This is a genomic window from Lysobacter antibioticus HS124 (assembly GCF_000336385.2).
GTDB lineage: Bacteria > Pseudomonadota > Gammaproteobacteria > Xanthomonadales > Xanthomonadaceae > Lysobacter > Lysobacter firmicutimachus.
In genome coordinates this window covers 44,185-65,592 of the sequence record NZ_HG424542.1, presented here as the reverse complement: position 1 = coordinate 65,592, position 21,408 = coordinate 44,185, and the positions used below count along the sequence as shown (strand labels likewise).

General features: G+C 69.5%; 24 protein-coding genes. 8 read left to right on the top strand and 16 right to left on the bottom strand.

The genetic code is table 11. The annotated features are described in order from the left end of the window. The first annotated feature begins 128 nt into the window (after positions 1-128). Positions 129-467, top strand: a complete 339-nt coding sequence (locus TX83_RS17280; RefSeq protein ID WP_141233549.1) for a hypothetical protein — start codon at positions 129-131, stop codon at positions 465-467. Positions 468-641: 174 nt separating this feature from the next. Next, positions 642-920 carry a hypothetical protein gene (locus tag TX83_RS17275; RefSeq protein ID WP_064749222.1) on the top strand — a complete coding sequence of 93 codons (279 nt, stop codon included), beginning with the start codon at positions 642-644 and terminating at the stop codon, positions 918-920. A gap of 82 nt (positions 921-1,002) precedes the next feature. Here the strand turns inward: TX83_RS17275 and TX83_RS17270 are convergent, their stop codons facing one another. Continuing rightward, on the bottom strand, positions 1,003-2,529 hold the full coding sequence (locus tag TX83_RS17270) for an MFS transporter (protein WP_064749221.1): 1,527 nt from the start codon (positions 2,527-2,529) through the stop codon (positions 1,003-1,005). 212 nt (positions 2,530-2,741) lie between these two features. Here TX83_RS17270 and TX83_RS17265 point away from each other — a divergent pair, with 212 nt between their 5' ends. Beyond that, entirely contained in the window at positions 2,742-3,647 is a 906-nt protein-coding gene (locus TX83_RS17265) for a LysR family transcriptional regulator (protein ID WP_064749220.1), read from the top strand. 177 nt (positions 3,648-3,824) lie between these two features. Beyond that, on the top strand, positions 3,825-5,639 hold the full coding sequence (locus tag TX83_RS17260) for a diguanylate cyclase domain-containing protein (RefSeq protein ID WP_095179434.1): 1,815 nt from the start codon (positions 3,825-3,827) through the stop codon (positions 5,637-5,639). 15 nt (positions 5,640-5,654) lie between these two features. Here the strand turns inward: TX83_RS17260 and pcaD are convergent, their stop codons facing one another. After that, positions 5,655-6,455 (bottom strand): 3-oxoadipate enol-lactonase, encoded by an 801-nt coding sequence (pcaD, locus tag TX83_RS17255; protein WP_064749218.1) that lies wholly within the window; start codon positions 6,453-6,455, stop codon positions 5,655-5,657. Positions 6,456-6,591: 136 nt separating this feature from the next. Here pcaD and TX83_RS17250 point away from each other — a divergent pair, with 136 nt between their 5' ends. After that, the gene (locus TX83_RS17250) at positions 6,592-7,551 is read left to right on the top strand and encodes a LysR family transcriptional regulator (RefSeq protein WP_064749217.1); all 960 of its coding nucleotides are present in this window, start codon (positions 6,592-6,594) and stop codon (positions 7,549-7,551) included. Positions 7,552-7,617: 66 nt separating this feature from the next. Here TX83_RS17250 and TX83_RS17245 read toward each other — a convergent pair whose 3' ends face one another. The 7 genes from TX83_RS17245 to TX83_RS17225 all read right to left on the bottom strand — a co-directional run bounded on the left by TX83_RS17245 (position 7,618) and on the right by TX83_RS17225 (position 12,213). Beyond that, positions 7,618-8,601 (bottom strand): glycoside hydrolase family 6 protein, encoded by a 984-nt coding sequence (locus tag TX83_RS17245; RefSeq protein WP_064749216.1) that lies wholly within the window; start codon positions 8,599-8,601, stop codon positions 7,618-7,620. 274 nt (positions 8,602-8,875) lie between these two features. Further along, positions 8,876-9,244 (bottom strand): alpha/beta fold hydrolase, encoded by a 369-nt coding sequence (locus TX83_RS23450; protein WP_064749215.1) that lies wholly within the window; start codon positions 9,242-9,244, stop codon positions 8,876-8,878. Between the two features lie 151 nt (positions 9,245-9,395). Next, complete coding sequence (locus TX83_RS23970) at positions 9,396-9,527, bottom strand: hypothetical protein (protein ID WP_261370169.1); 132 nt, start codon at positions 9,525-9,527, stop codon at positions 9,396-9,398. Positions 9,528-9,649: 122 nt separating this feature from the next. After that, positions 9,650-10,486 carry a helix-turn-helix transcriptional regulator gene (locus TX83_RS17240; RefSeq protein ID WP_064749214.1) on the bottom strand — a complete coding sequence of 279 codons (837 nt, stop codon included), beginning with the start codon at positions 10,484-10,486 and terminating at the stop codon, positions 9,650-9,652. After that, positions 10,473-10,799 carry a DUF2834 domain-containing protein gene (locus tag TX83_RS17235; protein ID WP_064749213.1) on the bottom strand — a complete coding sequence of 109 codons (327 nt, stop codon included), beginning with the start codon at positions 10,797-10,799 and terminating at the stop codon, positions 10,473-10,475. The genes TX83_RS17240 and TX83_RS17235 overlap by 14 nt, the downstream gene beginning before the upstream one ends. A gap of 332 nt (positions 10,800-11,131) precedes the next feature. Next, the gene (locus tag TX83_RS17230) at positions 11,132-11,569 is read right to left on the bottom strand and encodes a hypothetical protein (RefSeq protein ID WP_064749212.1); all 438 of its coding nucleotides are present in this window, start codon (positions 11,567-11,569) and stop codon (positions 11,132-11,134) included. Beyond that, positions 11,566-12,213 (bottom strand): DUF5671 domain-containing protein, encoded by a 648-nt coding sequence (locus TX83_RS17225; protein ID WP_064749211.1) that lies wholly within the window; start codon positions 12,211-12,213, stop codon positions 11,566-11,568. The genes TX83_RS17230 and TX83_RS17225 overlap by 4 nt, the downstream gene beginning before the upstream one ends. A gap of 358 nt (positions 12,214-12,571) precedes the next feature. Here TX83_RS17225 and TX83_RS17220 point away from each other — a divergent pair, with 358 nt between their 5' ends. After that, entirely contained in the window at positions 12,572-13,534 is a 963-nt protein-coding gene (locus TX83_RS17220; RefSeq protein WP_064749210.1) for a GAF domain-containing protein, read from the top strand. Positions 13,535-13,725: 191 nt separating this feature from the next. Here TX83_RS17220 and TX83_RS17215 read toward each other — a convergent pair whose 3' ends face one another. From TX83_RS17215 to TX83_RS17185, 7 genes are all read right to left on the bottom strand, one after another. Then, complete coding sequence (locus TX83_RS17215) at positions 13,726-15,171, bottom strand: XVIPCD domain-containing protein (protein WP_064749209.1); 1,446 nt, start codon at positions 15,169-15,171, stop codon at positions 13,726-13,728. Positions 15,172-15,384: 213 nt separating this feature from the next. Then, entirely contained in the window at positions 15,385-16,419 is a 1,035-nt protein-coding gene (locus tag TX83_RS17210) for an alpha/beta fold hydrolase (RefSeq protein ID WP_141233548.1), read from the bottom strand. Between the two features lie 271 nt (positions 16,420-16,690). Beyond that, complete coding sequence (locus TX83_RS23445) at positions 16,691-16,861, bottom strand: hypothetical protein (protein ID WP_186442629.1); 171 nt, start codon at positions 16,859-16,861, stop codon at positions 16,691-16,693. A 98-nt stretch (positions 16,862-16,959) separates the two neighbouring features. Then, positions 16,960-17,808 carry an N-acyl homoserine lactonase family protein gene (locus TX83_RS17200; protein ID WP_064749206.1) on the bottom strand — a complete coding sequence of 283 codons (849 nt, stop codon included), beginning with the start codon at positions 17,806-17,808 and terminating at the stop codon, positions 16,960-16,962. A 40-nt stretch (positions 17,809-17,848) separates the two neighbouring features. Next, positions 17,849-18,472 (bottom strand): TetR/AcrR family transcriptional regulator, encoded by a 624-nt coding sequence (locus TX83_RS17195; RefSeq protein ID WP_064749205.1) that lies wholly within the window; start codon positions 18,470-18,472, stop codon positions 17,849-17,851. Between the two features lie 226 nt (positions 18,473-18,698). Beyond that, entirely contained in the window at positions 18,699-18,968 is a 270-nt protein-coding gene (locus TX83_RS17190) for a hypothetical protein (RefSeq protein ID WP_064749204.1), read from the bottom strand. Then, entirely contained in the window at positions 18,961-19,290 is a 330-nt protein-coding gene (locus TX83_RS17185; RefSeq protein ID WP_064749203.1) for a hypothetical protein, read from the bottom strand. The genes TX83_RS17190 and TX83_RS17185 overlap by 8 nt, the downstream gene beginning before the upstream one ends. Between TX83_RS17185 and TX83_RS22900 the strand changes: the two genes are divergently transcribed. Then, complete coding sequence (locus TX83_RS22900) at positions 19,271-20,029, top strand: hypothetical protein (RefSeq protein WP_141233547.1); 759 nt, start codon at positions 19,271-19,273, stop codon at positions 20,027-20,029. The genes TX83_RS17185 and TX83_RS22900 overlap by 20 nt on opposite strands. Before the next feature lie 1,092 nt (positions 20,030-21,121). After that, the coding region (locus TX83_RS23440; protein ID WP_222423786.1) for a hypothetical protein at positions 21,122-21,408 on the top strand (287 nt) is incomplete at its 3' end.

Sequence of the window (21,408 nt, the reverse complement as noted above, 5' to 3'; positions counted from 1 at the left end):
CGGCCGGCCGCGCGTTCTTCACGTCGGAGCGACTCGGGCGCCTCTAGGTTCAGCGGCTTCATGCAGGGCCGGCGCGTCCGCACGCATCGCCGTTACCCTGCCACGTCCATCGGGGAAGTTTCATGACCATGGCGTACCTTCTTCCGCAGATTGCGATCGGGCCGATCGACTCGATCGACCTGGACGCCGAGCTGGGGCATTGGCGCCGGCATTGCGAGCAACTGCCGCTGCGCGAGGCACGCGCGTTCGAGGACGTCGAAGCGGCGGTCAAGCTCGGCCTCGACGCCTGCCTGCGCAGCGGCGGCCGCGCTCCCGCCGAGCTGCACGACGAACTGCATGCGCGCTATCGCCGCCTCGCCGGCGCCAGCCCGGTGCCGTGGGACGAAGCCTATGCCATCGCCCTGGCGGCCTGGCAGCGCGCCAGCCGTCGAGCGCGCGAGGAGGCGTTCGATCCGCGGTCGGGCTGATCCGATCTCAGGCCCTGCGCGAAGTCTCGGTTTCGAGTTGCGACACCGCATCGGCTGCGCCGGCGCGGCGCATCCCAGTTCCGCGCATCGCCGACGTTTTCGCTTGCGCACGCGACGCTGCGCCGGCCAAGGTGAGCGGCCGCCGATCCGGCGGCCTTACGAATGGAGTCGGCAATGCAATCGGCAATCAAGAAGATGTCGCGCAGCGCGATGCTGGTGCTGGCCATCGGCACGGCCTACAGCTCGTCCGCTTCGGCGGCGCGCATCGAACAGGTGTACGGCAGCGGCTTCTGGGCCGACAGCACCACCGCCACGGTGATCGCGGTCAACCAGGCGATCTCGATCTGTCAGACCAACGGCGGCACGGTGCTGTTCGGCTATCAGGTCCACAGCATGCGTTTCATCCATCCGAACTGGTTCGTCAACGTCTCGATCAACTGCCAGTACTCCTGAGCCGCCGCCGCGGCGATGTTGCAGGCCGTAACCGGCCTGCAACACACGCGACTGCGGGCGCCGCGCGCTCGGCGAGAACCGCTCACGAATCGGCCAGCCGCACCGCGATCCGGCGCGGACTGAAAATCGCCAGGCCTAATGCGGCCAACAGCCAAACGCCGATGCCGCCGTACAGCATGACCAGGTCGAAACCGTGCGCGAGCGCCGCGCGCGCCGCCTGCCGCGCGGCAGCGTCGGCGCCGAGCGCGTTCAGATCGCCGGCCGCGATGCGCTCGGCGGCCGCGGGGACGACCGCGCCGTAGCGCTCGCGCAGGTGCGTGCCGATGCCGGCGAGCAGAATCAGCCCCATCGCCGCGATGTTGACCGTCAGGCTGATGAAGCGTGCGCTCATGTCCATGCCGGTGGCCATGCCGGCGCGCTCGCTCGGCACCGCGGCGGTGGTGGTGTTGGTCACCGGCGTGTTGGTCATGCCCAGGCCGGTGCCGGCCAACAACAGGCCCGGCAGCAACTGCGCCCAGCCCGGGTCGGCGGTGCGGCCGCCGTAGCGCATCGCCAGGAACCCGGCGCCGATCGCGAACAGCCCCGCGCTGACCGTCCAACCGGGATGAAAACGCAGGCTCAGCCGTTCGGCCAGCGGCGGCATGACCAGGGTCGGCAAGGTGTAGGCCAGCAACAGCGCGCCGGCGGCGACCGCGTCGTAACCGAGCACGCCGTGGAAATAGATCGGCAGGTAGACGATGAACGGCCAGAAGCTGATGTTCATCGCCACCGCGCCGACCATCGCTCCGGAAAAATCGCGCAGCCGGAACACGCGGAAATCGAACATCGGATGCGCATGCGCGGTCTCGATGCGCACGAAGGCGATCAAGGCCACCAGCGCCGCCGCCGCGACCGCCAGCACCGTGGCGCTGGCGAAGCCGGCCGCCGGCCCCTGGATCAGGCACCAGGTCAGGCCGAACACGCCCGCCGACAAGGTCGCGATGCCGGCCGCATCGAGCCGGCCCGCGTGCGGATCGCGCGCTTCCTCCACGCCACGCCACAGCGGCACCAGGGTGATCGCAGCCAGGCCGACGTGGACCAGGAACACCCAGCGCCAATCGGCCAGGGCGAGGATGCCGCCGCCGACGATCGGGCCGAAGCCCAGGCCGATGCCGAACACCACGCCCCAGGCGGCGAAGGCGCGTGCGCGTTCGCGCCCGGCGCGGAACTGATGCGCCAGCACGGCGGTGCCGCAGATCAACATCACTCCGCCGCTGCCGCCCTGCAAGAAGCGCGCGACGATCAGCGTCCGGGCGTCGGTCGCCAGGCCGCAGGCCAGCGAGGTGGCGGCGAACGCCAGCAGGCCGAGCACGAACACGCGCTTGCGGCCGTAGCGATCGCCGAAGGTGCCCGCGGCCATCAGCACCGTGGTGCAGGCCAGGGTATAGGCGTTCATGATCCACTGCAGTGGGCCGAAACCGGCGTGCAACTGCCGCTCCAGCGCCGGCAGGATCACCGGTACGCTGGAAATCTCCAGGCCGAACATCAACGACGACAGGCAGACCGCAGCCAGCGCCACGGTATTGCGGGAACTCGGCCGCGACGCGGGCGCGGCGGTGGACAGCGACATGGCAGTAACTCCGGGCAACGGGAACGGGGTTCGCGCCGGCGCGTCCGCCCGGCCGCTCGCGCCCGCGCGCGAGGCCGCGGCGGGCGGACGGAAGAAGCGGATCGGACGGCGGTCCCGCTGCAGCGGAGGCGGCCATTGTCGGCAAGCGCGGGCGATGAGAGAAATGATTTAATTTCGTCCGCGCCATTAACGGCCGTCATGCATACGCCGCCATGGACTTCGATCCCAGCCTGTTGCGCACCTTCGTCGCCGTCGTCGAAACCGGCGGCTTCACCCGCGCCGCACAACGCCTGCACCTGACCCAGTCGGCGGTCAGCCACCAGATCCGCCGGCTGGAACAGCAGGTCGGCCGGCGCCTGCTGTCGCGCAGCACGCGCAAGCTCGACCTAAGCGAGGACGGCCGCGAGTTCCTGATCCATGCCCGGCAGATCCTGCAGGCGCTGGACGCACTCGGCCGGCGCTTCAATCCTTCGCCGGTGGCCGGCACGGTACGCTTCGGCGCGCCGGAGAACTTCATGCGCGAACGCCTGCCGCAACTGCTGAGCCGCTTCGCCCAGGCCTATCCGCAGGTGCGCCTGGAGGTCAGCGTCAGCGCCAACCTCGATCTGCCCGCACTGCTGGAAGCGGACGAACTCGACCTGGCCGTGCTGATCGCCGAGCGCCCCGCCGGCGCGCAGTCGCCGGGCCGGCTGCTGCGACGCACCCGATTGGTCTGGGTCGCCGCCGAGAACTTCGCCCCGCCGGCCGGCGGCTCGCTGCCGTTCGCGTTCTTTCCGCCGCCGTGCGTGCATCGCCGGGTCGGCATGCGGGCGCTGGAGCAGGCCGGCATCGACGGCCATGTCGTGTTCACCTCGCACAGCCAGGAAGGCATCCACGCCGCCGCGCTGGCCGGGCTGGCGATCACCGCCATCGCCCGCGACGATCTCGAACCCGGCATGCAACTGGTCGCCGAACGCTACGCCTTGCCGCCCCTGCCGGAAGTGGATTTCTCGCTGGTCTGGAGCGAACGCGGCCGCAGCCCGGCGGCCCAGGCCTTCGGCGAACTGATCGGCGAGATGGCGCAGACGGCGCCGGAATCGGTCTACCCGCGCCCGGGCAAACGCGTCGCGCAGGCCTGATAAAACGCAGAATGCATCACAAAACCGCGCCGGGACGCCGCCCGGCCCGGCCCGATTCCTCCCAGCTTTGATCGTCCGGTCACGCCGCCGGGGCCATGCTCAACGCTGGCCCCGCAGGAGCATGCGCGAGCGCGGGCGCAGGCTCCGCCCGTCCCGCGCGCGCCGACCAACGCGACCGTGTCGTCCATCCAACCCAAACGCATCGGCTGGGACGCGCTGCTGATGGCGCTGCTGATCGGCGTGTCGGCCTGGGCCGCGATGGCCCTGTCGCGCGGCCCCGGCGAATTGTCGGCGGTGTGGATCGGCAACGGCATCCTGGTCGGTTGGCTGCTGTCGCGCCCTACCGAGCGCTGGCCCTGGTACCTGGGCACCGCCGCCGCGACCGAGCTGGCGGTGCGGCTGGGCGTCGGCGATCAGGCGGTCAGCGCCGCGGTCGTCGCCGCGGCCAATCTGATCGAAGCGCTGATCCTCGCCGGCGTGGTGCGCCGCTTCGTGCCCGATGTCGGCGATCCTAAGCGCTGGATCAGCCTCGGCGGCATCGCCACCACCAGCACCCTGCTCGCCTGCGCGGTGTCCGGGTTCATGGCGGCCGGGGCGATGCGCGTGCTGCACGCGGCGCCGTTCTGGCCCGGATTCCTGACCTGGTTCTCGGCGCACGTGGTCGGCCTGGTCATTTTCGCCACCACCACCCTGGTCGCGCAGCGCGAAGGGCGGCGCATGTTCACTGCGCCGGGGCGCGGCCTGTCGTTCCTGCTGACCATGGCCTTGCTCGCCGCGATCGCGCTGGCGGTGTTCCTATCGTCGTATCCGCTGCTGTTCCTGGCTTATCCGCCGCTGTTGCTGGGCGCCATCCGCCACCGCTTCGCCGGCGTCGCAGTCGGCGTGGTCCTGCTGACCCTGATCGGCAGCGTCGCCACCGCGCTCGGCCACGGCCCGCTGTGGCTGGCCGACGTCGACACGCCCGGGCGCATCGCCCTGCTGCAGTTGTACATCGCCGGCGGCTGCCTGATCACGATCCCGGTCGCGCTGGCGATGGCCGAGCGCAAGCGCCTGGTCACCGGCCTGCGCGACAGCGAGCGCCGCTACCGCATGCTGGCCGACTACTCGCACGACGTGGTGGTGCGCATGCGCGCCGACGGCCAGCGCGTGTACGTTTCGCCTTCCGCGCGCGACATCCTCGGCTGGGAGCCGGCGCAGATGCTCGGCTCGCGCGAATCGCTGGTGCATCCGGAAGACCTGGAACGCCAGCAACGCCTGCTGGCCGAGGTCATCGCCAGCGGCGAGCCGCGCACCGCGGTCTACCGCATCCGCCACAAGAACGGCCACTACGTGTGGATCGAAGCGGTGACGCGGGCGATCCCCGCCGAGGACGGCAACGGCATGGAGGCGATCTACGCCGGGCGCGACATCACCCGCCGGGTCGAAACCGAACGCGCGCTCGAGGCCAGCCGGCAGGAACTCGAACGCCTGGCGCGCTTCGACGCCCTCACCGGCCTGGCCAACCGGCGCCAGTTCGAGGAGCGCATGAACCTGGCCGTGCTCGGCCTCAATCGCGGCGCCTCGCTGTCGCTGCTGTACCTGGACATCGATCGCTTCAAGCAGATCAACGACAACCTGGGCCACGCCACCGGCGACGAAGTGCTGCGCAGCTTCGCCCAGCGCCTGCTCGGCTGCGTGCGTTCCGGCGATCTCGCCGCGCGCCTGGGCGGCGACGAGTTCGTAGTGCTGATCGAGGATGCGGCGGTGCCTTCGGCCGCCGAAGCGGTGGCGCGCAAGCTGATCGAGCGCATGCGCCGGCCGATCGCGATCGGCGAACGCGAGCTGAGCGTCACCACCAGCATCGGCGTGGCCTATGCCGACCGGCCCGTCGAGACCGCCAAGCTGCTCGCGGCCGCCGACGCGGCCCTGTATTGCGCCAAGCGCGAACGCAATACCTATTGCATGCAGGCGGTCGCCGCCGACGCCGCGCCGCGCGCCGCCGCGCGCGGTTGAGCCCATTGCGCGGCCTCAGGCGGCGCGCAGGAAACTCAGCACTTCGCCGAGAAACTCGTGCGGGTATTCGACATTGGACAAGTGCACGGCCGGCAACACGGCGAGGCGGGCGTCGGGCACGGTCGCGGTGATCGCCTCGCTGTGGCTGGCCGCGGTCACCGGATCGTGCTCGCCGGCGATGACCAGGGTCGGATTGACGATCAAGGCGATGCTGCGGCGCAGGTCGGCGTCGCGCACCGCGGCATAGCTGCCGGCCAGCCCCTGGCGGTCGGTCGCCAGCAGCATGGCGCGGAACGGCTCGATGGCCGCGTCGTTGCGCGCCAGCATCGGCGCCGGAAACCAGTTGCGCAGGAACATCTCGGCGGTTTCGCGCATGTCCTGCGCCTGCCGCACCGCAGCGATGCGCTCGTCCCACTGCGGCGCCGGCCCCAGGTACGACGACGTGTTGGCCAAGATCAGCCGATCGATGCGCTCGGGCGCGTGCACGCCCAGCCACTGGCCGACGAAACCGCCCAGCGACAGGCCGAGGAAATGCGCGCGACCGATGCCCAGCCCGTCCATCAGCTCGATCACGTCGCGGCCGAGCCGATCCAGCGAATAGGCGCCGACCGGCACGCCGGAAGCGCCGTGGCCGCGCGCGTCGTAGCGCAGCACGCGGAAACGTCGCGCCAACTCGGCGATCTGACCGTCCCACATGCGCAGGTCGGTACCGATCGAATTGGACAGCACCAGCGTCGGCCGGTCGGCGGCGCCGTCGAGGCGGTACGCCAGGCGCACACCGTCGCCGGTGGTGAAGAACGAATGTTCGGTTTTCACGGGTCGGTTCCTGTGTCGATGGCTGGGGAGCGCCTCGTGCGGCTCCCGCAACGGCCTGGCTGTGAAGCAAAGGCTAGTTGCGGCCGACCCGTCTGGATATTACAAAGATCGCACAGTCTTTGTAGATAGAACCGACATGAGCGGATTCACCCTGCACGACCTGCAATGCTTCGACGCGGTGATCCGCGAAGGCGGTTTCCAGGCCGCGGCCGCGATCCTGCACCGCTCGCATCCGGCGGTGTTCGCCGCGGTGGCCAAACTCGAACGCCAGCTCGGCCTGGATCTGCTCGACCGCAGCGGCTATCGGGTGCGGGCGACCGAGGCCGGGCAATCGCTGCACCGCCGCGCCCAGGCCGTGTTGCGCGAGTTCGAAGGCCTGCGCACGCATGCGGCGCAGTTGGCGATGGGCGCCGAAAGCGAACTGCACGTGGTGGTCGGCGACCTGTGCCCGCGGCCGCCGTTGCTGGGCCTGCTCGGCCGCTTTTTCGCCGCCGAGCCCGGCACCCGCCTGCACCTGCATTTCGAAGCGGTCGGCGGCCCGGCCGAACGCCTGTTCGACGACCGCGCCGATCTGATCCTGCATCGCATCGACAAAGGCGACCCGCGCCTGGACTGGATCGACCTGGGCACCGTGCCGTTCGTGCCGGTGGTCGCGCCGGGCTTTCTGTCGTTCGCGCCGTCGCGCGCGATCCGCCCGCAGCAACTGCGCGACTACACCCAGTGCGTGATCCGCGACAGCGCCTGGCATTCGCCGCAGCGCGATTTCTTCCTGATCGAGGGCGCGCAGCAATGCACCGTCGCCGACCACGCGATGAAGAAAGAGATCGTGCTGCAGGGCCTGGGCTGGGGGCACCTGCCGCGGTTCCTGATCGAGGACGAACTGGCCGACGGCCGCCTGCTGTCGATCGCCGGGCGCTACTTGCCCGGCCACCGCGAAGAACTGGTCGCCGCGCGGCGCAACGACCGCCCGCACGGTCCGGTCGCGACGCGGTTGTGGCGACACCTGGCCGAACAGGCGCCGTTGGTGTCGGCCGGTACGGTTTCTGCGGCGGCGCGGGCGAGCGCCGGCCCCGGGACGCGCCGCGCCAGGCGGTGACCGGCCGCGCCGCTCGGCCCCCGCGCATCCGGCAGCGGCACCGCGCCGCCGCCGGACACGCCCGGCCTACCAGCCGTCGATCAGGCGCACGGCCAACTCCGGATTGAACGTCCCGGCCGGCGTATTCGGCGCGATGCCGCATTGGCCGTCGGAGTCGCCCGGCACTTTCAACCACAGCAACATTTCCGCGCCGTTGGCGCTGGCCTGCGAGGTCGCCCCGAGCTTGCGCCCGGCCGGGTTGCACCATTCGCCGTTGGAGCCGTTGCCGTTGCGGCTGGTGTCGACCACGAACGGCTTGGCATAGCCGAACTGGCGGTTGAGCGAAGCCGCGACCGCGGCGCCGTAATGGTTGGACGCGGCGGTGGTGTGGTAATTGGAGACGTTGAGGGCGAAGCCGCGGATATCGCGCACGCCGGCCGAATTCAGCCGCCGCGCCATCTCGTCGGCGCCGATCCAGGTCGCATTGCCGCCGTCGTGGTAGACCTGCGCATTCGGCGCGCGCAGCTTGAACTCGCGCGCCGCGTACTGCAGCAGGCCGATGCGGACGCTGCGCTGGTCGGCCGGCAGACAGTCGAGCTGGGCCAGTGCGTCGGGTTCGATCACCACCACCGCACGGCGGTCGCCGATGCCGGAAGCGAAACTCGAAATCCAGGTCCGGTAGGCCTCCGGGCTGCCGGCGCCGCCGCCGGAGTGGCTGCCGCAGTCGCGGCCGGGGATGTTGTAGGCGACCAGGATCGGCCGCTTGTCGGCCGCGCGCGCCGCATCGACATAGGTCGCCACCGCGGTGCCGATGTTGCCGCTCCAGTTGCCGAACCATCGGCCCATGGGCTTGCTGGCGATGGCGTTGCGGATCTTGCCGGCGCGCGCGTCGGCCGGATGATCGCGCACCCAGATCGCCGGGTTGGAATTCGGGTCGACATAGAAGCCGCTGCCCTGATTGGCCGCGATCGCGACGCCGGGCGCCAACATCGCCAGGCCCCAGGCCAGGGCGCCGAGCGCGAACCGGCGCGAGGCGGTTGCCGTTGCGGTTGCCGAATGCGGTTGTTGCATCGTTCCTCCTGCGGATGGCGTCGGGCGGGGGACCGCGGCGGAGCCGCCGCGACGCCGGCCGCGCGACGCCGCGCCGGCCGGCATCGCGCACCATGACCGCTCGCGCGCCGACGCATCTGCGCGGCGTTCACAGTTTCGGATCGGGCCGCGCATCGATATCGCAGCACAGCGACGGCGTTCACTGTGCACGGCTCCGCGCTTACAAACGTCATGCCGACGCAGCACTGCGCCGGCGACGAAGCTTCGACGCGGCGGCGGCTGCGTCGTCCCCGCCTCAGGCCGGCGCTGTCCCGACGCCCGCCGCGGCGGGCGCAGCCGCCGCTTGCCGCTGGGCACGCAGTTCGCGATCGAATGCTTGCGCACGCGCCTCGTGGAAGAAAATGCGCGCGCCCTCGGACTCGACCCGCCGGCGCACGCCCGGAATCGCCTGCGTCCGCCAATGCGACCACTGCTGCGGAGAGTAGCCATCGTCCGTTTCCCGGGCGACCAGGGTCGGCGCGCGCAGGCGGCGCAATCCGTCCTCGGCCGCGAGCGTGTGCCGGCCATCGAACGCGCCGACGAAGCGTTCCCGTTCGCCGAGCCGCTGCGGCGGATCCAGGAACCGGCGCAGACAGGTCCCGATGGTGTCGTCCCGGGCGCCCAACTCGTCGGGCCGCCCCGCCGCAGATAGCCGTTCAGCAGTGCGCCGTGGACGAACAGCGCCGCCGGACCGCTGCCGCGTTCGACAGGGCCGATCGCGCCGAACGATGTGGCCACCGTCCGGCGCGCGGCGAAGAAATCGGCGCCGGTCGTGGCTACGCCTGAGCTTCGCGCAGCTTTTGCGCGCATTCTTCGCAGCAGACTTCGACCGTCTCGCCGCCGATGCGGACTTCGATGGCATTCTCGTCGAGCGGATAGTCGCAGGCCGCGCAAGTCTTCTCGTTCATGGTGCTCTCCTGGTCTCGCCCGTCGATCGGGCCAGCACAGCAGACCATTCGCGCGCCGGCGGCGCTGTCGGAATCTTTAGCGATCGGCGTGCATCGCGATCGGGGCCCGCGAGCCGCGGCGCTCAAGTACTTTTGGCGCGCGCGGACTGGCGGAACGCGCTCGGGCTGCGGCCGTAGGCCTGTTTGAAGGCGGCGGCGAAATGGCTGTGGCTGGAAAAGCCCAGGTCCTGGGCCAAGGCCGACATATCCTCGGCGTCGGCCACGCGGTCCAAGGCCCGGGCCAACCGCAAGCGCAGGTGATAGCGATACAGCGGCACGCCTTCGACCTGTTGGAATGCCTGGGTCAGATACACCGCCGAGCCGCCGATGGCGGCGGCGATCTCGGCCAGGCTCCAGCGCCGGCCCAGGTCGCTGGCGAGCAGGACCTTGACCCGGTCCACCAGCCGTCGCCGGGCCGGCCCAGCGCCTCCGTCGTGGGCCGATCGCGGGCCCAAAGTGCGGCAAACCAAGGTCAGGGCCAGACTTTCGGCCTCCAGCGATTCGATGCGGCCGTGTTCCAGGCTGTGGCGAAGCAAAGCGACCAGGGCCTGAGCGCGCGGATCGATCTGCACCGACTGGCGCCGGAATCCGAGTTCGCCGCGCGGCCGCAGCAGACCGGCCGGCGCCAGTTCGCGCAGCAAGGGCGCCGCCACCACCAGCACCAGACTGGCGTCGCCGCCGCTGACCGGATGGCTGACCCGATACCCCTCGCCGGCGTTGAACAGCAGCGCATGATTGGCGTCGGCCACCGACTGCTCGCTGCCGACGTGGCGCAGGTAGACCCCGCGATAGGGAAACACCACGTGCGTGGCGGACACGCATTCCTCGCCGCTTCGGTGGCGGCATTCGCCGCGACAGCGCACATCGCGCACCGCGACGCTGGCCGTGTCCAGCAGACGACGGATTTCAAACTCGGCCATGGCCGCCCGCCGCCAGATGGCGTTCGCGCAAGAACAGGAACAACGGCAGCGCCAGCGACACGCCGACGCCCAGCCCCAGCAAGGGCAGCCACAGCCGGCGCATGCCCAGACGCCGTCCTTCGACCAGGATCAACGCCACCACCACCGCGCCGGACACCAGCACATCGCTCCAGGCGAAGGCGGCGACCGGCGAGGCCGTCGCCTGGCGAATCAGCAAGGGCAGATCCAGGCCGTGCTCGCCCAGCCAGGGCGCGAATTGCGCCAACGGCCACAACGTGCCGGCCACGCACAACAGGGCGTACACAGCGCGCATGGGCTCTCCCAGGTTTCGGCCGTCGGGTCGGTCCGGCCACGAGCATAGTCGCCGCCCAGCGCCGACGCCACGACGGGGGCGATGCGACGGGCCGCCGTCGCCCGGGTTCATGGAATCGCAAACCCAGGCGCGGCGCTGTCGGAATCTTTAGCGTCCGGCACGGCGCTCGCTGCGCCGGACGATGGGCTCAGGGCCGGCAGGCGCGCTGCGGCGAGTGCATCGCCCGCGCCGCGAACATCCCGAACAAGGCCCGGGCGACGCGACCGGCCGCACGGCGAAGCCGGTGAATCCGGGCACGGCGACGATCAGGACGATGAGGAGCGGGCGCTCACTCAGTCGGCCGGCTTGGCCGCATCGAGCTCGAAGCAATGCGGGCCGGCCGGATGACGCCAGTTCCATTCCACGCCGTAGCGCATGGCGTCGCGGCGACGTTCGTCGCCGGTGTCGGCGGCGAAGCGCGCGCACAGCCGGTACCGCGCGCTCTCGCCGGGATGGTAGCCGTAGGGCTGCGCGGTCTCCGGGTCGGCCACCGACAAGGCCACGCCCGGCTGCGCCGCCAGCGCCGGCAGATCGCGCGGCAGCCTGGCGTTCGCTTCCCAGTACTCGCGCACTTCGCGCTTGATCTGTTGCAGCTCGTGTGCGCGCCGCTGGTCCAGGCGCAGCTCGCGCTGGGTGTCCGGTCCGCCCATGATCGCCACCGCGGCGATGCAGGAAGCCGCGACCACCGCGCCGGTCACGATCAACAGCCAACGTCCGACGGGGGCGCTCATGCCTGATTCTCCTCGCGACGCAGATCCCACAGGTAGTAACCGAAAATGGTGCCGGCGATGGCGCCGACCACCAGCGACTTGACCAGGAAGCGCAGGCTGATTTCGCCGCCGAGCAGGTTGTAGACCAGCACCGTCATGTCGCCGATCAGTACGGTCGCGGCCAGGAACAGGGTCAGGTAGGTCAGCCAGCGCCGCACCGGCGACAGCCGCTTGATCGGATGGCGGGCGACGTCGCGGGCCACGCGATGGGCGACGAAGGCGAACACCGGAAAGCCGATGCTCAGCGCCGACACCGCCCAGCGCAGCGATTCGTGGATGCTGCGCCGCCAGTAGCCGTAGTCGTCGACCGCGTCCGGCCAAGCCAGGTTGATGAAATCGAACAACAGGCTGCCGAGACTGCACGCGACCAGGTACAAGGTCGAGAACAACACCAGGTAGGCGAAGGCTTCGCGCGCCGACAGCGAGGCGCGCGGCTTCGGCACCGGCAGGACGAAGCCGACGTCGGCGTAGGCGTCCAGCGCGCCGCGGGTCTGTTCGGCGCTCCAGCCCGCCGCGGCCAAGGCCTGCGCGGTGGCCTCCTTGCTTTGCCCGCGCATCAGGGCTTCGCGCACGAAGCCCTCCAGTTCCTGACTGCCCGCAGCCATGATCGACGACTCCTCGGTGGCGACGCCCCGACCATAGCAAGGTCGCCCGGTACCGGCGCCCCGGCCGGATCAAGTAGCGCGAAACGATACCCATGGGAGCCTGATCTGCGCCCGGCATGCGGCAGGCGAGGCCTGCGCTTTCCCGCTGCGCGACAGCCATCCGCAACGACCGCGCCGTCGCCTGCGCCGGTGCGGGCTGCTCGCTCGCATCCTGACCGCACGATGACGCACGCCGGAGCGGGTTTGTGCGAACCGTCGCGCATATCGCCGCGTGCACGGCAGATTCACCCCTCGCTAACGGCGCATCGGCGATCACTGGCCGCAACGCAAGCCGCTGCGCCGGCACCACGCTCACGCCATGTCCGTCCCCGCCCCTCATTCCACCGCCGCTCATCGCCCCAACATCCCCGAAAGCCAACGCCAGCGCGCGCTGGATCGGCTGCGCATCGTCGACAGCCTGCCCGAGCCGGTCTACGACGACCTGGTCAAGCTGGCCTCCACGGTCTGCGATACGCCGATCGCGCTGGTATCGCTGGTCGATCGCGACCGGCAGTGGTTCAAGGCGCGGCTCGGGCTGGACGAGCGCGAGACCGCGCGCAGCCTCGCGGTCTGCGACCACGCGATCCGCAATCCGGGCGAGTTGCTGGAGGTGCCGGACCTGGCTCGAGACCCGCGCTTCGCCGGCCTGCCGATGGTGCAGAACGATGTCGCGCGCTTCTACGCCGGCGCGCCCCTGGTCACCGGCGAGGGCATTCCCATCGGCACGGTCTGCGTGCTCGACAACGAGCCGCGCGAGCTCAGCGACGAACAGCGGGCGGGGCTGGAATCGCTGTCGCGCATCGCGATGGAGCTGATCGACGCGCACGCGCGCGAACATCGGGCCGAAATCGATGCCTTGCTGGCCAAGCCGACCGCGGCCGCTACGCCGGCGCCGATCTCGACGGCGGCCGCGCCCTACACGGTGGCGATATTGGAGTTGCAGGACTACGCCGGCACGAGCGCGCGGCTTGGCGAACGCGCCACCGAAAAATCGCTCGAAGCGCTCGGCCGCGCCTTGGAGCCCTGCTTGCGCGAAGACCTCGGCGACCACATCGATCGGGTCAGCTGCAGTCCCGAGTTCGTCGCCACCCTCGTCGGCGGCGGCGTCGAGGCCCGCATCGAAGCCTTGCGCCGAACCGTCGAACGCCACCGCGGCGACGGCCTGACGGTGCTGATCGGCACCGCTGCCGCCTCGAGCGCGAGCGAAGCGCCCGGCGCGGTGTTCCTGCGCGCGGACGCGGCCTTGAGCCGGGAAAAGAACCGGCACGCAGCCGCAGCCTGACCCGCGTTCGCACAGCCACCGGCGATCCGGTCTACAGCCGTGGCAAGGTGTGGCAGTCCAGCCCCTCCTGCGCCGCTTCGAGCGCCGGCTGCGGCGCGTGCGAGGACGCGAGGGGGCGGGCACGACGCGCAGCCGACGCCTCGCGCGGAGTGCGGCTTGTCCGCCGCACCCGCGCTCCGGCCCGGCCGCGCTTACTGCATCATCGCGCGCTGGTTCTGCTGATGCTGTTGCTGAGCGTTCTGCATCGGGTTCTGCTGCTGCGGCAGCTCTTCCAGCTTCAGCGTGCTGATGCCGATCGACTGCGCCATCGCGTCGGATTTCGACACCGGTGCGACCCCCAACGGATGCTGCAGCGACCCTTGCACCGCGAACAATGACTGGCCGTCCAGGCCCTGCGCGATCGCATCGACCGAGCCCATACGCTCGTTGCGCGCGGCGAACACCAAGGCGCCGGCCGCGTTCTCGCGCTGGATATCGCTCATGTTCCTGCCGAAATCGGTCTGGCCGAGCTTGTTCAGGACGTCGTCGTACAGCGCCTTGTCGGGATGGCCGTGCTCGTTCAGCCAGGGCTTGGGCTGGTAGTTTCTGCCGAGCTCGCGCGCCTGCTGCGCCACGACCGGGTCCAGGTCCTCGTCCATAGCGTCCTGGTCGATGAAATCGTCGAACTCGCCGGGGCGCTCCGGTTCCTCGCGATCGCGATACTCGTTGCGGATATCGACTTCGAACTCGTGCGAGCTATTGGTGCTGCGGCTGACCAGCCGCAGATTGGACACATCGTTGTAGGCGTCCAGCGCATCGGCCTTGCTCAACTGCCCGTTCGGCGCGTGCTCCAGCATTTTCTGCGACAGCAGCTCGAACGGGACCTTGTGGTCGATGTCCAGCGCATCGCGGGTGCACAGCTGGCCCGAGGCGGCGCAGCGGAACAGCGGCACCTCCTGCACCTCGCCCTGGTTGTTGCGCATGGGCACGCTGCCCGCGTAGGCATTTTCCAGCTCGGCTTCGAACCACTTGCCGACCACCCGGGTATCGAAGCTCAAGCCGGTGCGCCCCTCGTCCGGCGACCAAGCCATGCCCAATGTGCCCTGGGTCCGTCGCGCCTGGTCGCGATCGGGATCGAACGCCGGATGATGCGCGTTGGGATCGAAAGCGAAACGCTGCTCGACCCAGGTCCGCCACTCCTGCGAATCGGCGCCGTACTGGGTCAACACGTTGTCGGCGCAGTCGCGGGCGCGGTTGATCACCGACGGCAGCATGCGCAGGTTGGACACGTCGTTGTAGGCCATGTGCGCTTCGGCGTGGTTCGCCACCCCAAGCGTGCCGAAGTGATCGCGCCACTGGCTGACATGGTCGATGTCGAGCGCGTCGGTGCTGTGCCAGGTCTTGCTGTCTCCGTGGTAGTACAACAGCACGCTGCCCGCCTCCAGATGGGCCGCCTGCGGCTGCATGTGCTGGCGCGCCCAGTCGTTGCGCATGTACTCGACGGTGGAGTCGTAGAAGCCGACGCTGGCGCGGGTGTCGGTCGGCAGCCACGGCCTGTGCTGAAGTTCGCGATGATCGGTCAGGGGCCGGTCGTCCCAACTGACCAACTGCACGCTTTGGCCGCTCTGCAGTTGTTTGGTCTTGAATTCGTAACCCATGGCTCTACTCCTGTCGGCCGACTTTTTATGTGCGCCCTAACGCGAAATCCGCACCGGCCCGGCCATCGATGCCGAGCGGCGGCGGCGCTGCCGGGACGCGACCCGGCAAGGTACACGCACGCGCGGCCGGCCCGCGAGGCGAAGCGGCGAAGCAATGGAAGGCGCAAACTTTGTCGCGACGGAGTCGACAGTTCCGATGCGGTCGTCGCCGGATCAACGCGCCTGACCGGCAGGCGCCGGCGCGTCGGCCGCGCGCATCAGGTCGCGCACCGCGTCGGCGACGGCCTGCGGCCGGTCCAACTGCACGTCGTGGGAGCTGCCCGGCAGATCGATGCGGCGGCTGGCGGCGGACGCGGCGAGGATGCGCCGATGGGTTTGCGCGCGCGCCCGCTCCATCGCTATGCGCACCTCTTCGGGCACGCCTTGGTAAGCGGCGTCGGCGACCAGCATCCGCAGCGGGATCGCGCCGTAACTTTCCTTCGCCGGCACCGGCGCGGCGAACACGGCGCGGTTGGACTCCAGCTCCGAGCGCAGGCTGCGCCAGTAGCCCGGCTTGAGCTTGTTGGCGCGGATCGAGCCGGCCACCGCCTCGCCCATCCACGGCGGCGGCGGGCGCAGGCAGCTTTGCGTCGCCGGCTCGGGCGTCTGCAGGCGACCGGCCTCGGCGGCGCGCTCGCAGGCGGTCAGCAGCGCGTCGCGGCGCTCCACCATGGCGGCGTCCTGCGCTTTCCACTGCGCCGGCATGGCCTGTGCCGCGCCCTGCTCCGGCGGATCGAGCAGCACCAATCCGGCCACCCGTTGCGGATGCGTCTGCGCATAGCGGCGCACGATGTTGCTGCCCAGCGAATGCCCGACCAGCACGACCGGGGCCGAGCCGGCGGCCGCCCTCACCACCCGGTCCAGGTCGGCGACATCGGCGGCGAGGTCGCGCGGACTAGGCCCCGCATCGCTGAAGCCGAAGCCGGCGCGGTCGTAGGCGCAGACCCGCGCCGCGTCCTGCAACAAGGGCACGACCCGATACCAGACCGTGGAATCGGCATTGCTGCCGGCTTCCAGCACCACCCTCTGCGGCCCCTCGCCGGCGCAACGCAGGTTCAGGCGACGCCCGCCGGGAACGTCGATGGGATCGCCCGGCTCGGCGTAATGCGCGGGAATCGGTACCGGCTCGGCGGCTGCGGGCTCGGCGGCGGCCATGGGCGTGCAGACGAACGACGACATCAGCAGTACAGCCAAAAGCGACGGCTTCAAGAGCGTTCTCCTGGAGGGTGACGGTCCGCGCGACCGCCGCCCGGGGCAGCGCGCTGCGGCCGCGCGAGCTTAGCAAGCGATTCGCTCGGTGCCTCCGCCGCCGCCGGCGGCGTTCATCTGCCGGCAGGCGATGCCTGGCGACGCCGCTTCGGCGCATGCCGGGCCGCGCCAGGGTGCGATCGGCGACGGCCCGTCGCAGCGGCGGCCCAACAAAAAAAGCGGCCGGTCGAACCGGCCGCCTTCGTGAAGAGACTCCGAGCGGACTGACGGCTCAGTCGTCCTCGCCTTCCTCTTCGTCTTCTTCGTCTTCGTCCTCGTACGGCAGCCCCATGACGTACTGAATCCACGGCTCGCCGCCCGGACGATGGCCGGTGGCGATAGCGAGAATGACCCAACCGTCCTGCAGACGCTGATTGACGTCCGCCACCTGGTCGACCTGCACTACCTCTCCGATCGTCTCGAATTCCACGCGCATCGCTCCGGTTTGTGAAAGGGCGCCAGGATACGACACCGCGCCGCCGCCGATAAGCCGGCCGCCGCTCAGTCCAGGTAGGCCGGCAGCGCCGGCAGCTTGGCGAAATCTTCGGTCGAGTGCTGGATCACCAGGCGAGCGCGGTGATGGCGCAACAGGCCTTCGATGCGCTCGATCGAAGCCAGGGTATCGCTGCGGCTGACGTTGAACACCGGCATGCGGCGATGCTTGCGGTTCTCGTGCGAGTGGAAGAGATCGCCCGACAGCATCACCGCGCCGTTGCGCGGCAGCTTGACCAGCAGCACCTGGTGGCCCGGCGAATGCCCCGGCGCCTTGAAGATCCGCACCGAGCCGTCGCCGAACACGTCGTGGTCGCCGTCGACCAGCACGGTCTTGGCCTGCTTCTGCGCCTCGATCAGCTTGAGATTGGTGCGCGCCGGCGCCGGTGTGGCGCTGAGCCATTCCAGCTCCTTGCGGTTGACGATCCAGGTCGCGTTCTGCAGCCGATTGGCATTGCCGAGATGATCGCCATGGCCGTGCGAGAACGCGAAATAGTCGATGTCGTCGAAGCTCAGGCCCAACTGCTGCAGCTGCGAAGCTACGGTCTTGGACACGACCGCGCGGAACAGGGGCAGGCGCACGCCCTCGGGCGATCCGGCATGCTGGTCGCCGAGGCCGGCGTCCCACAGCAGGTCGCCCTGGGGATGGCGGATCAGGAAGCACGAGGCCATCAAGGTACCGGGATGGCCCTCGTATTCGCCGGTGTCGGCGAACGGGGCCAGGTCGTCGAACTGCGCGCGGCCGCAATCGATCGCGTACAGGCGCAACTCCGGCACGGCCGGTGCGGCTGCCGGCGCCGACGAGAACGCGCCGCCCAAAGCGAGCGCGAGCGAAAACCGCTTCAACCAAGAAGTCATGGCTTAGTCCAGAAGGAAAGGAAGAAGGAACTGACCGGGGTCAGGAACTGCCCGGTCGGGCGGCCTTGCGACGGCCGCGACCGGGAGACAGGGCGTGCTGCAACAGCCGTTCGGCGATCGCCCGCGCCGAGGCCGCGGGCGCGGCCGAACCGATGCGCAGCGCAGTGACGATGGCGCCGTCGATCAACAGCATGTACTGCTCGGCCAGGGCCGCCGCCGGATCGACGCCGGCCTGCTCGAGCAGGCCGCGCAGATACGCGGTTACCCGCCGCTTGTGGTCGTCGGCCACGGCATGGCCGGCGTGACCTCGATCGGCCAACTCGACCATCGAATTGATGAACATGCAGCCGCGGAAATCGCCCTGGCCGAAACGCTCGCCGAGCGCGTCGAACACCGCCAAGGGCCGCAGCGCCGGGGCCGCGCAGCGTTCCCGCACCGATTCCGCCAATCCCTGCCGCCACGCCTCGCCGCGGCGGCTCAGGATCGCCACGATCAGATCCTGCTTGGACGGGAAATGCTTATAGAAACTGGCTTTGGCGACTTCGGCGCGGGCGATGATCAAGTCCACCCCGACCGCGTGGATGCCGTGGGCGTAGAACAGCGCCGCGGCGGTCTCGAGGATGCGCTCGCGCGGAGAATCGGCGGTGGGTGCGGCGGTGGCCATGGCACCGCAGTATACAGACAGGTCTGTCTACGTCAAGCGGTCCACGACGATCGCATCGCCCCGTCCTTCGCCCCGCCGCCGGCCGTATCGCGGCCTCATGCCTGCACGCCGCAAGCGCACCGCATCGCAACAGCGTCATCGCCGGGCGCGGCGGCGCCCGGCACACGGCGTCCAAGCGCTGTGCGGCCGCGCCTCGGGCCGTGTCCGGGGGGATGCGGCGCGCCGCTCAGCCGGCGCTCTTCTTCGCCGCGAGTTGCTGCTTGGCGACGATCGCCGTCTTCTCCGACAACTGCTTTTTGGCTTCCAGCTGCTGCTTGCCGACCAAGTCGGTTTTCTTCGCCAGTTGCTTCTTCGATTCCAACTGCTGCTTGGCGACCAACTCGGCCTTGTTGGACAACTGCTTCTTCGCTTCCAGTTGCGTGGCGCTCAGCCGTTCGGCCTTCACCGAAAGCTGTTTCTTGGCTTCCAGTTGGAAAGCGATGGTCTTGTCATTCATTTCGGCTCTCCTCTTCGACATCGAACACATGACGCAGCACGAACGCCCGCTGTTCCGACGACAGGCCGGACAGCAATCCGTCCCGGCTCAGGGCTTCGTCCGGAAACACTTTGCACTCGGTCAGCGAAGGATTCTGGCCGCTGGTCACCAGGCGCACCTGTTCGTGGAACCCCGCCTCGCACAGCTGCCCCAACGGGCAGGTGATGCAGGGGGTGCGGTCGCGATCGGCCGGAAGATAAGCCTTCTCGCTGATGCAGTACTCCATGAATTCGGGGCCGTCGTAGCGCCGGCGCGGATCGACGTTGAAACCGCTGACCTTCATGACCGCCTCACTGGAGAAGGGGATGTCCTCGCCCCACCGAACCGCCGATCCGGCGGTGCGCCAACCGCAGCCTCGCACCGGCGCCGGAGGACTTCTGCGCATTGCGTTACGGATACGCGTCCGCCTCCTGCGACAGACGACCGCCGGCGATCCACGCCCCAGCCCGATCGCCGCGCCTCGGCCTTGGCCGCAACCGCAACCAGGTTGTCGAATCCGCACCGCGTTTTCGCCGGCGGAAATTCCGCCGGCCGCAGCGCCGTCGATGCGGGTGCAGAAATATCAACGCCGGACCGGCGCCAGCACGGCCAAGCCGCACGCCGGCCGGCGCAGCGGCGTTCACACCTGCGCCTCTACCGACGCTCACCTGGACGAACCCTACACGAACGGGCCCGCCATGAAGACGCCACCGCAACCGTCGTCGCCGCGCGGTGAAGACATCGACCTGCGCATCGAAGCCGATGCGGCGCCGACCGCACGCGGCGAGCTGCGGTCCGAAGACCAACTGCTGTCGATGATGCAGGCGGCCGCGCCCGGCCATGCCGGCGCCATCGCGCCGGAGGCGGTGCGAAGCGACGGCGTGCTCGACACGCCGCAGACGACCTTGCGGTTCTACCGCCGTTTCCTGGATGCCGTGTCCTGGTTCCGCCCGCCCGGACCGGACGAAGAAGAGAACGAGGAAGAGGAAGAAGAGGACGACGATCTGCCGCCGCTCATCCGTAATCTGCCGGCCGTCGCCTAGCGATACTTCGATCCAATAGGCGCCGAACCTCCATCCGCCCACCTCGGCGACGCGGACGTCATGGACGCATGCGCCGTGGAAGCGCGGCATGCGTACTCTCCTCGTCGAGCGCTCGCCCGCGTCCACAGGCGCGCGCCTGTCTGGCCCGCACCGACGAGGCGGCGTGCGCGCGGCCGCATCCTGGTCGCAGAAGAGGAACAGCAGCAGGCCGCGACGACTCCAGCTTGGACTCGCAAATCCTCGCGACCTCGAGCAGGCATCCTAGAAACCGCATTGCTTCCTCGGCAGCAGGCCGTACGCTGCCTCAGCAATGTGCCTATTACTCCGTTTTCGGCCCAGCATCGATACGTCACACATATTCCATTGACATCGCCGACCATCGTATCTAGCGTCGATTCGCAACCATCGCAGCGCTGCGCCGCAAGGCGCCGCACCGCCATCAAGCTCGGGCGCCATGAATAGCAATCGGCTTACCTCGATCACGCCCTCTTGCGGGAAGGCGCCGTCCCAACCCGTCCCGAACAGGTCGTTCGAACGATACGCCAGGCATAGCCCCCCGATCGCATCGACCCGATTCAGATGTTCTCGCCAGCTCGTCTTCGCATTCCGTCAGGCCTTTCGAGAAAAGAACCGGCAAGGACGCCATTCGAGAATTCGCCCATGCTGAGTCCTTACCACCATCGCGCCTCCACGCTTACAACCGGTTCGCTGCTAGCGCCGCCAACCTCCACTCGCACGAGCAGAAGGCACCGGCGCCGCGCGCAGTCCAGCACCGCGTCCTTTGGCAAGGCGACGCTGACCACCAGCGCGACGATCGATTTTTTGCGATCTCGACCGATGCGGCGCATCCGCGCCACCGCCGCGGCCAGCAGGGCCGCGGCTGCGCACCGGCGACTTGGGGCAGCCATCGAATAGGTGCGGCGACGCCGACATTCCAATCGCCAGCAACCGCATCTCGCCTGTACTTCGAAACGCCCCCACCCCGCCCCATCGCCGGCGCGATCAGCACCGCGGTCGCGCGCCGACTGCCGTCGCCCCAAACCGGCCTTGTACACACGCAGAGTCACTCACCGCACTTGTTCCGGAGCCTTCATGCACGCGACACTCCCAAGCGATCCGACCATCCACTCGCCTTCATCCGCATCGCGTTCTCGCAGCGGCATCTACGGCTGCATCCGATATCAGAACGAACGCCTTGGCGCTGGACTGCTGGCGCTTGGACTTGTGGCCGCGTCCGCGCCCGCGCTTGCGGACTACAGGACCGGCAACATCTATACCGATTGGAGTATCGCGGGCGCATCGGCGGAGGGACTGGAGGACATCACCTTCACCATCACCGTTCATCCGCTGTCGCAGCGCCATAGAGGCATGTTCATCGC

Coding starts and splice junctions, on each gene's coding strand:
- TX83_RS17280 (WP_141233549.1), top strand. CDS start 129: ATGGCGTACCTTCTTCCGCAGATTGCGATCGGGCCGATCGACTCGATC.
- TX83_RS17275 (WP_064749222.1), top strand. CDS start 642: ATGCAATCGGCAATCAAGAAGATGTCGCGCAGCGCGATGCTGGTGCTG.
- TX83_RS17270 (WP_064749221.1), bottom strand. CDS start 2,529: ATGTCGCTGTCCACCGCCGCGCCCGCGTCGCGGCCGAGTTCCCGCAAT.
- TX83_RS17265 (WP_064749220.1), top strand. CDS start 2,742: ATGGACTTCGATCCCAGCCTGTTGCGCACCTTCGTCGCCGTCGTCGAA.
- TX83_RS17250 (WP_064749217.1), top strand. CDS start 6,592: ATGAGCGGATTCACCCTGCACGACCTGCAATGCTTCGACGCGGTGATC.
- TX83_RS17245 (WP_064749216.1), bottom strand. CDS start 8,601: ATGCAACAACCGCATTCGGCAACCGCAACGGCAACCGCCTCGCGCCGG.
- TX83_RS23970 (WP_261370169.1), bottom strand. CDS start 9,527: ATGAACGAGAAGACTTGCGCGGCCTGCGACTATCCGCTCGACGAGAAT.
- TX83_RS17240 (WP_064749214.1), bottom strand. CDS start 10,486: ATGGCCGAGTTTGAAATCCGTCGTCTGCTGGACACGGCCAGCGTCGCG.
- TX83_RS17235 (WP_064749213.1), bottom strand. CDS start 10,799: ATGCGCGCTGTGTACGCCCTGTTGTGCGTGGCCGGCACGTTGTGGCCG.
- TX83_RS17230 (WP_064749212.1), bottom strand. CDS start 11,569: ATGAGCGCCCCCGTCGGACGTTGGCTGTTGATCGTGACCGGCGCGGTG.
- TX83_RS17225 (WP_064749211.1), bottom strand. CDS start 12,213: ATGGCTGCGGGCAGTCAGGAACTGGAGGGCTTCGTGCGCGAAGCCCTG.
- TX83_RS17220 (WP_064749210.1), top strand. CDS start 12,572: ATGTCCGTCCCCGCCCCTCATTCCACCGCCGCTCATCGCCCCAACATC.
- TX83_RS17215 (WP_064749209.1), bottom strand. CDS start 15,171: ATGGGTTACGAATTCAAGACCAAACAACTGCAGAGCGGCCAAAGCGTG.
- TX83_RS17200 (WP_064749206.1), bottom strand. CDS start 17,808: ATGACTTCTTGGTTGAAGCGGTTTTCGCTCGCGCTCGCTTTGGGCGGC.
- TX83_RS17195 (WP_064749205.1), bottom strand. CDS start 18,472: ATGGCCACCGCCGCACCCACCGCCGATTCTCCGCGCGAGCGCATCCTC.
- TX83_RS17190 (WP_064749204.1), bottom strand. CDS start 18,968: ATGAATGACAAGACCATCGCTTTCCAACTGGAAGCCAAGAAACAGCTT.
- TX83_RS17185 (WP_064749203.1), bottom strand. CDS start 19,290: ATGAAGGTCAGCGGTTTCAACGTCGATCCGCGCCGGCGCTACGACGGC.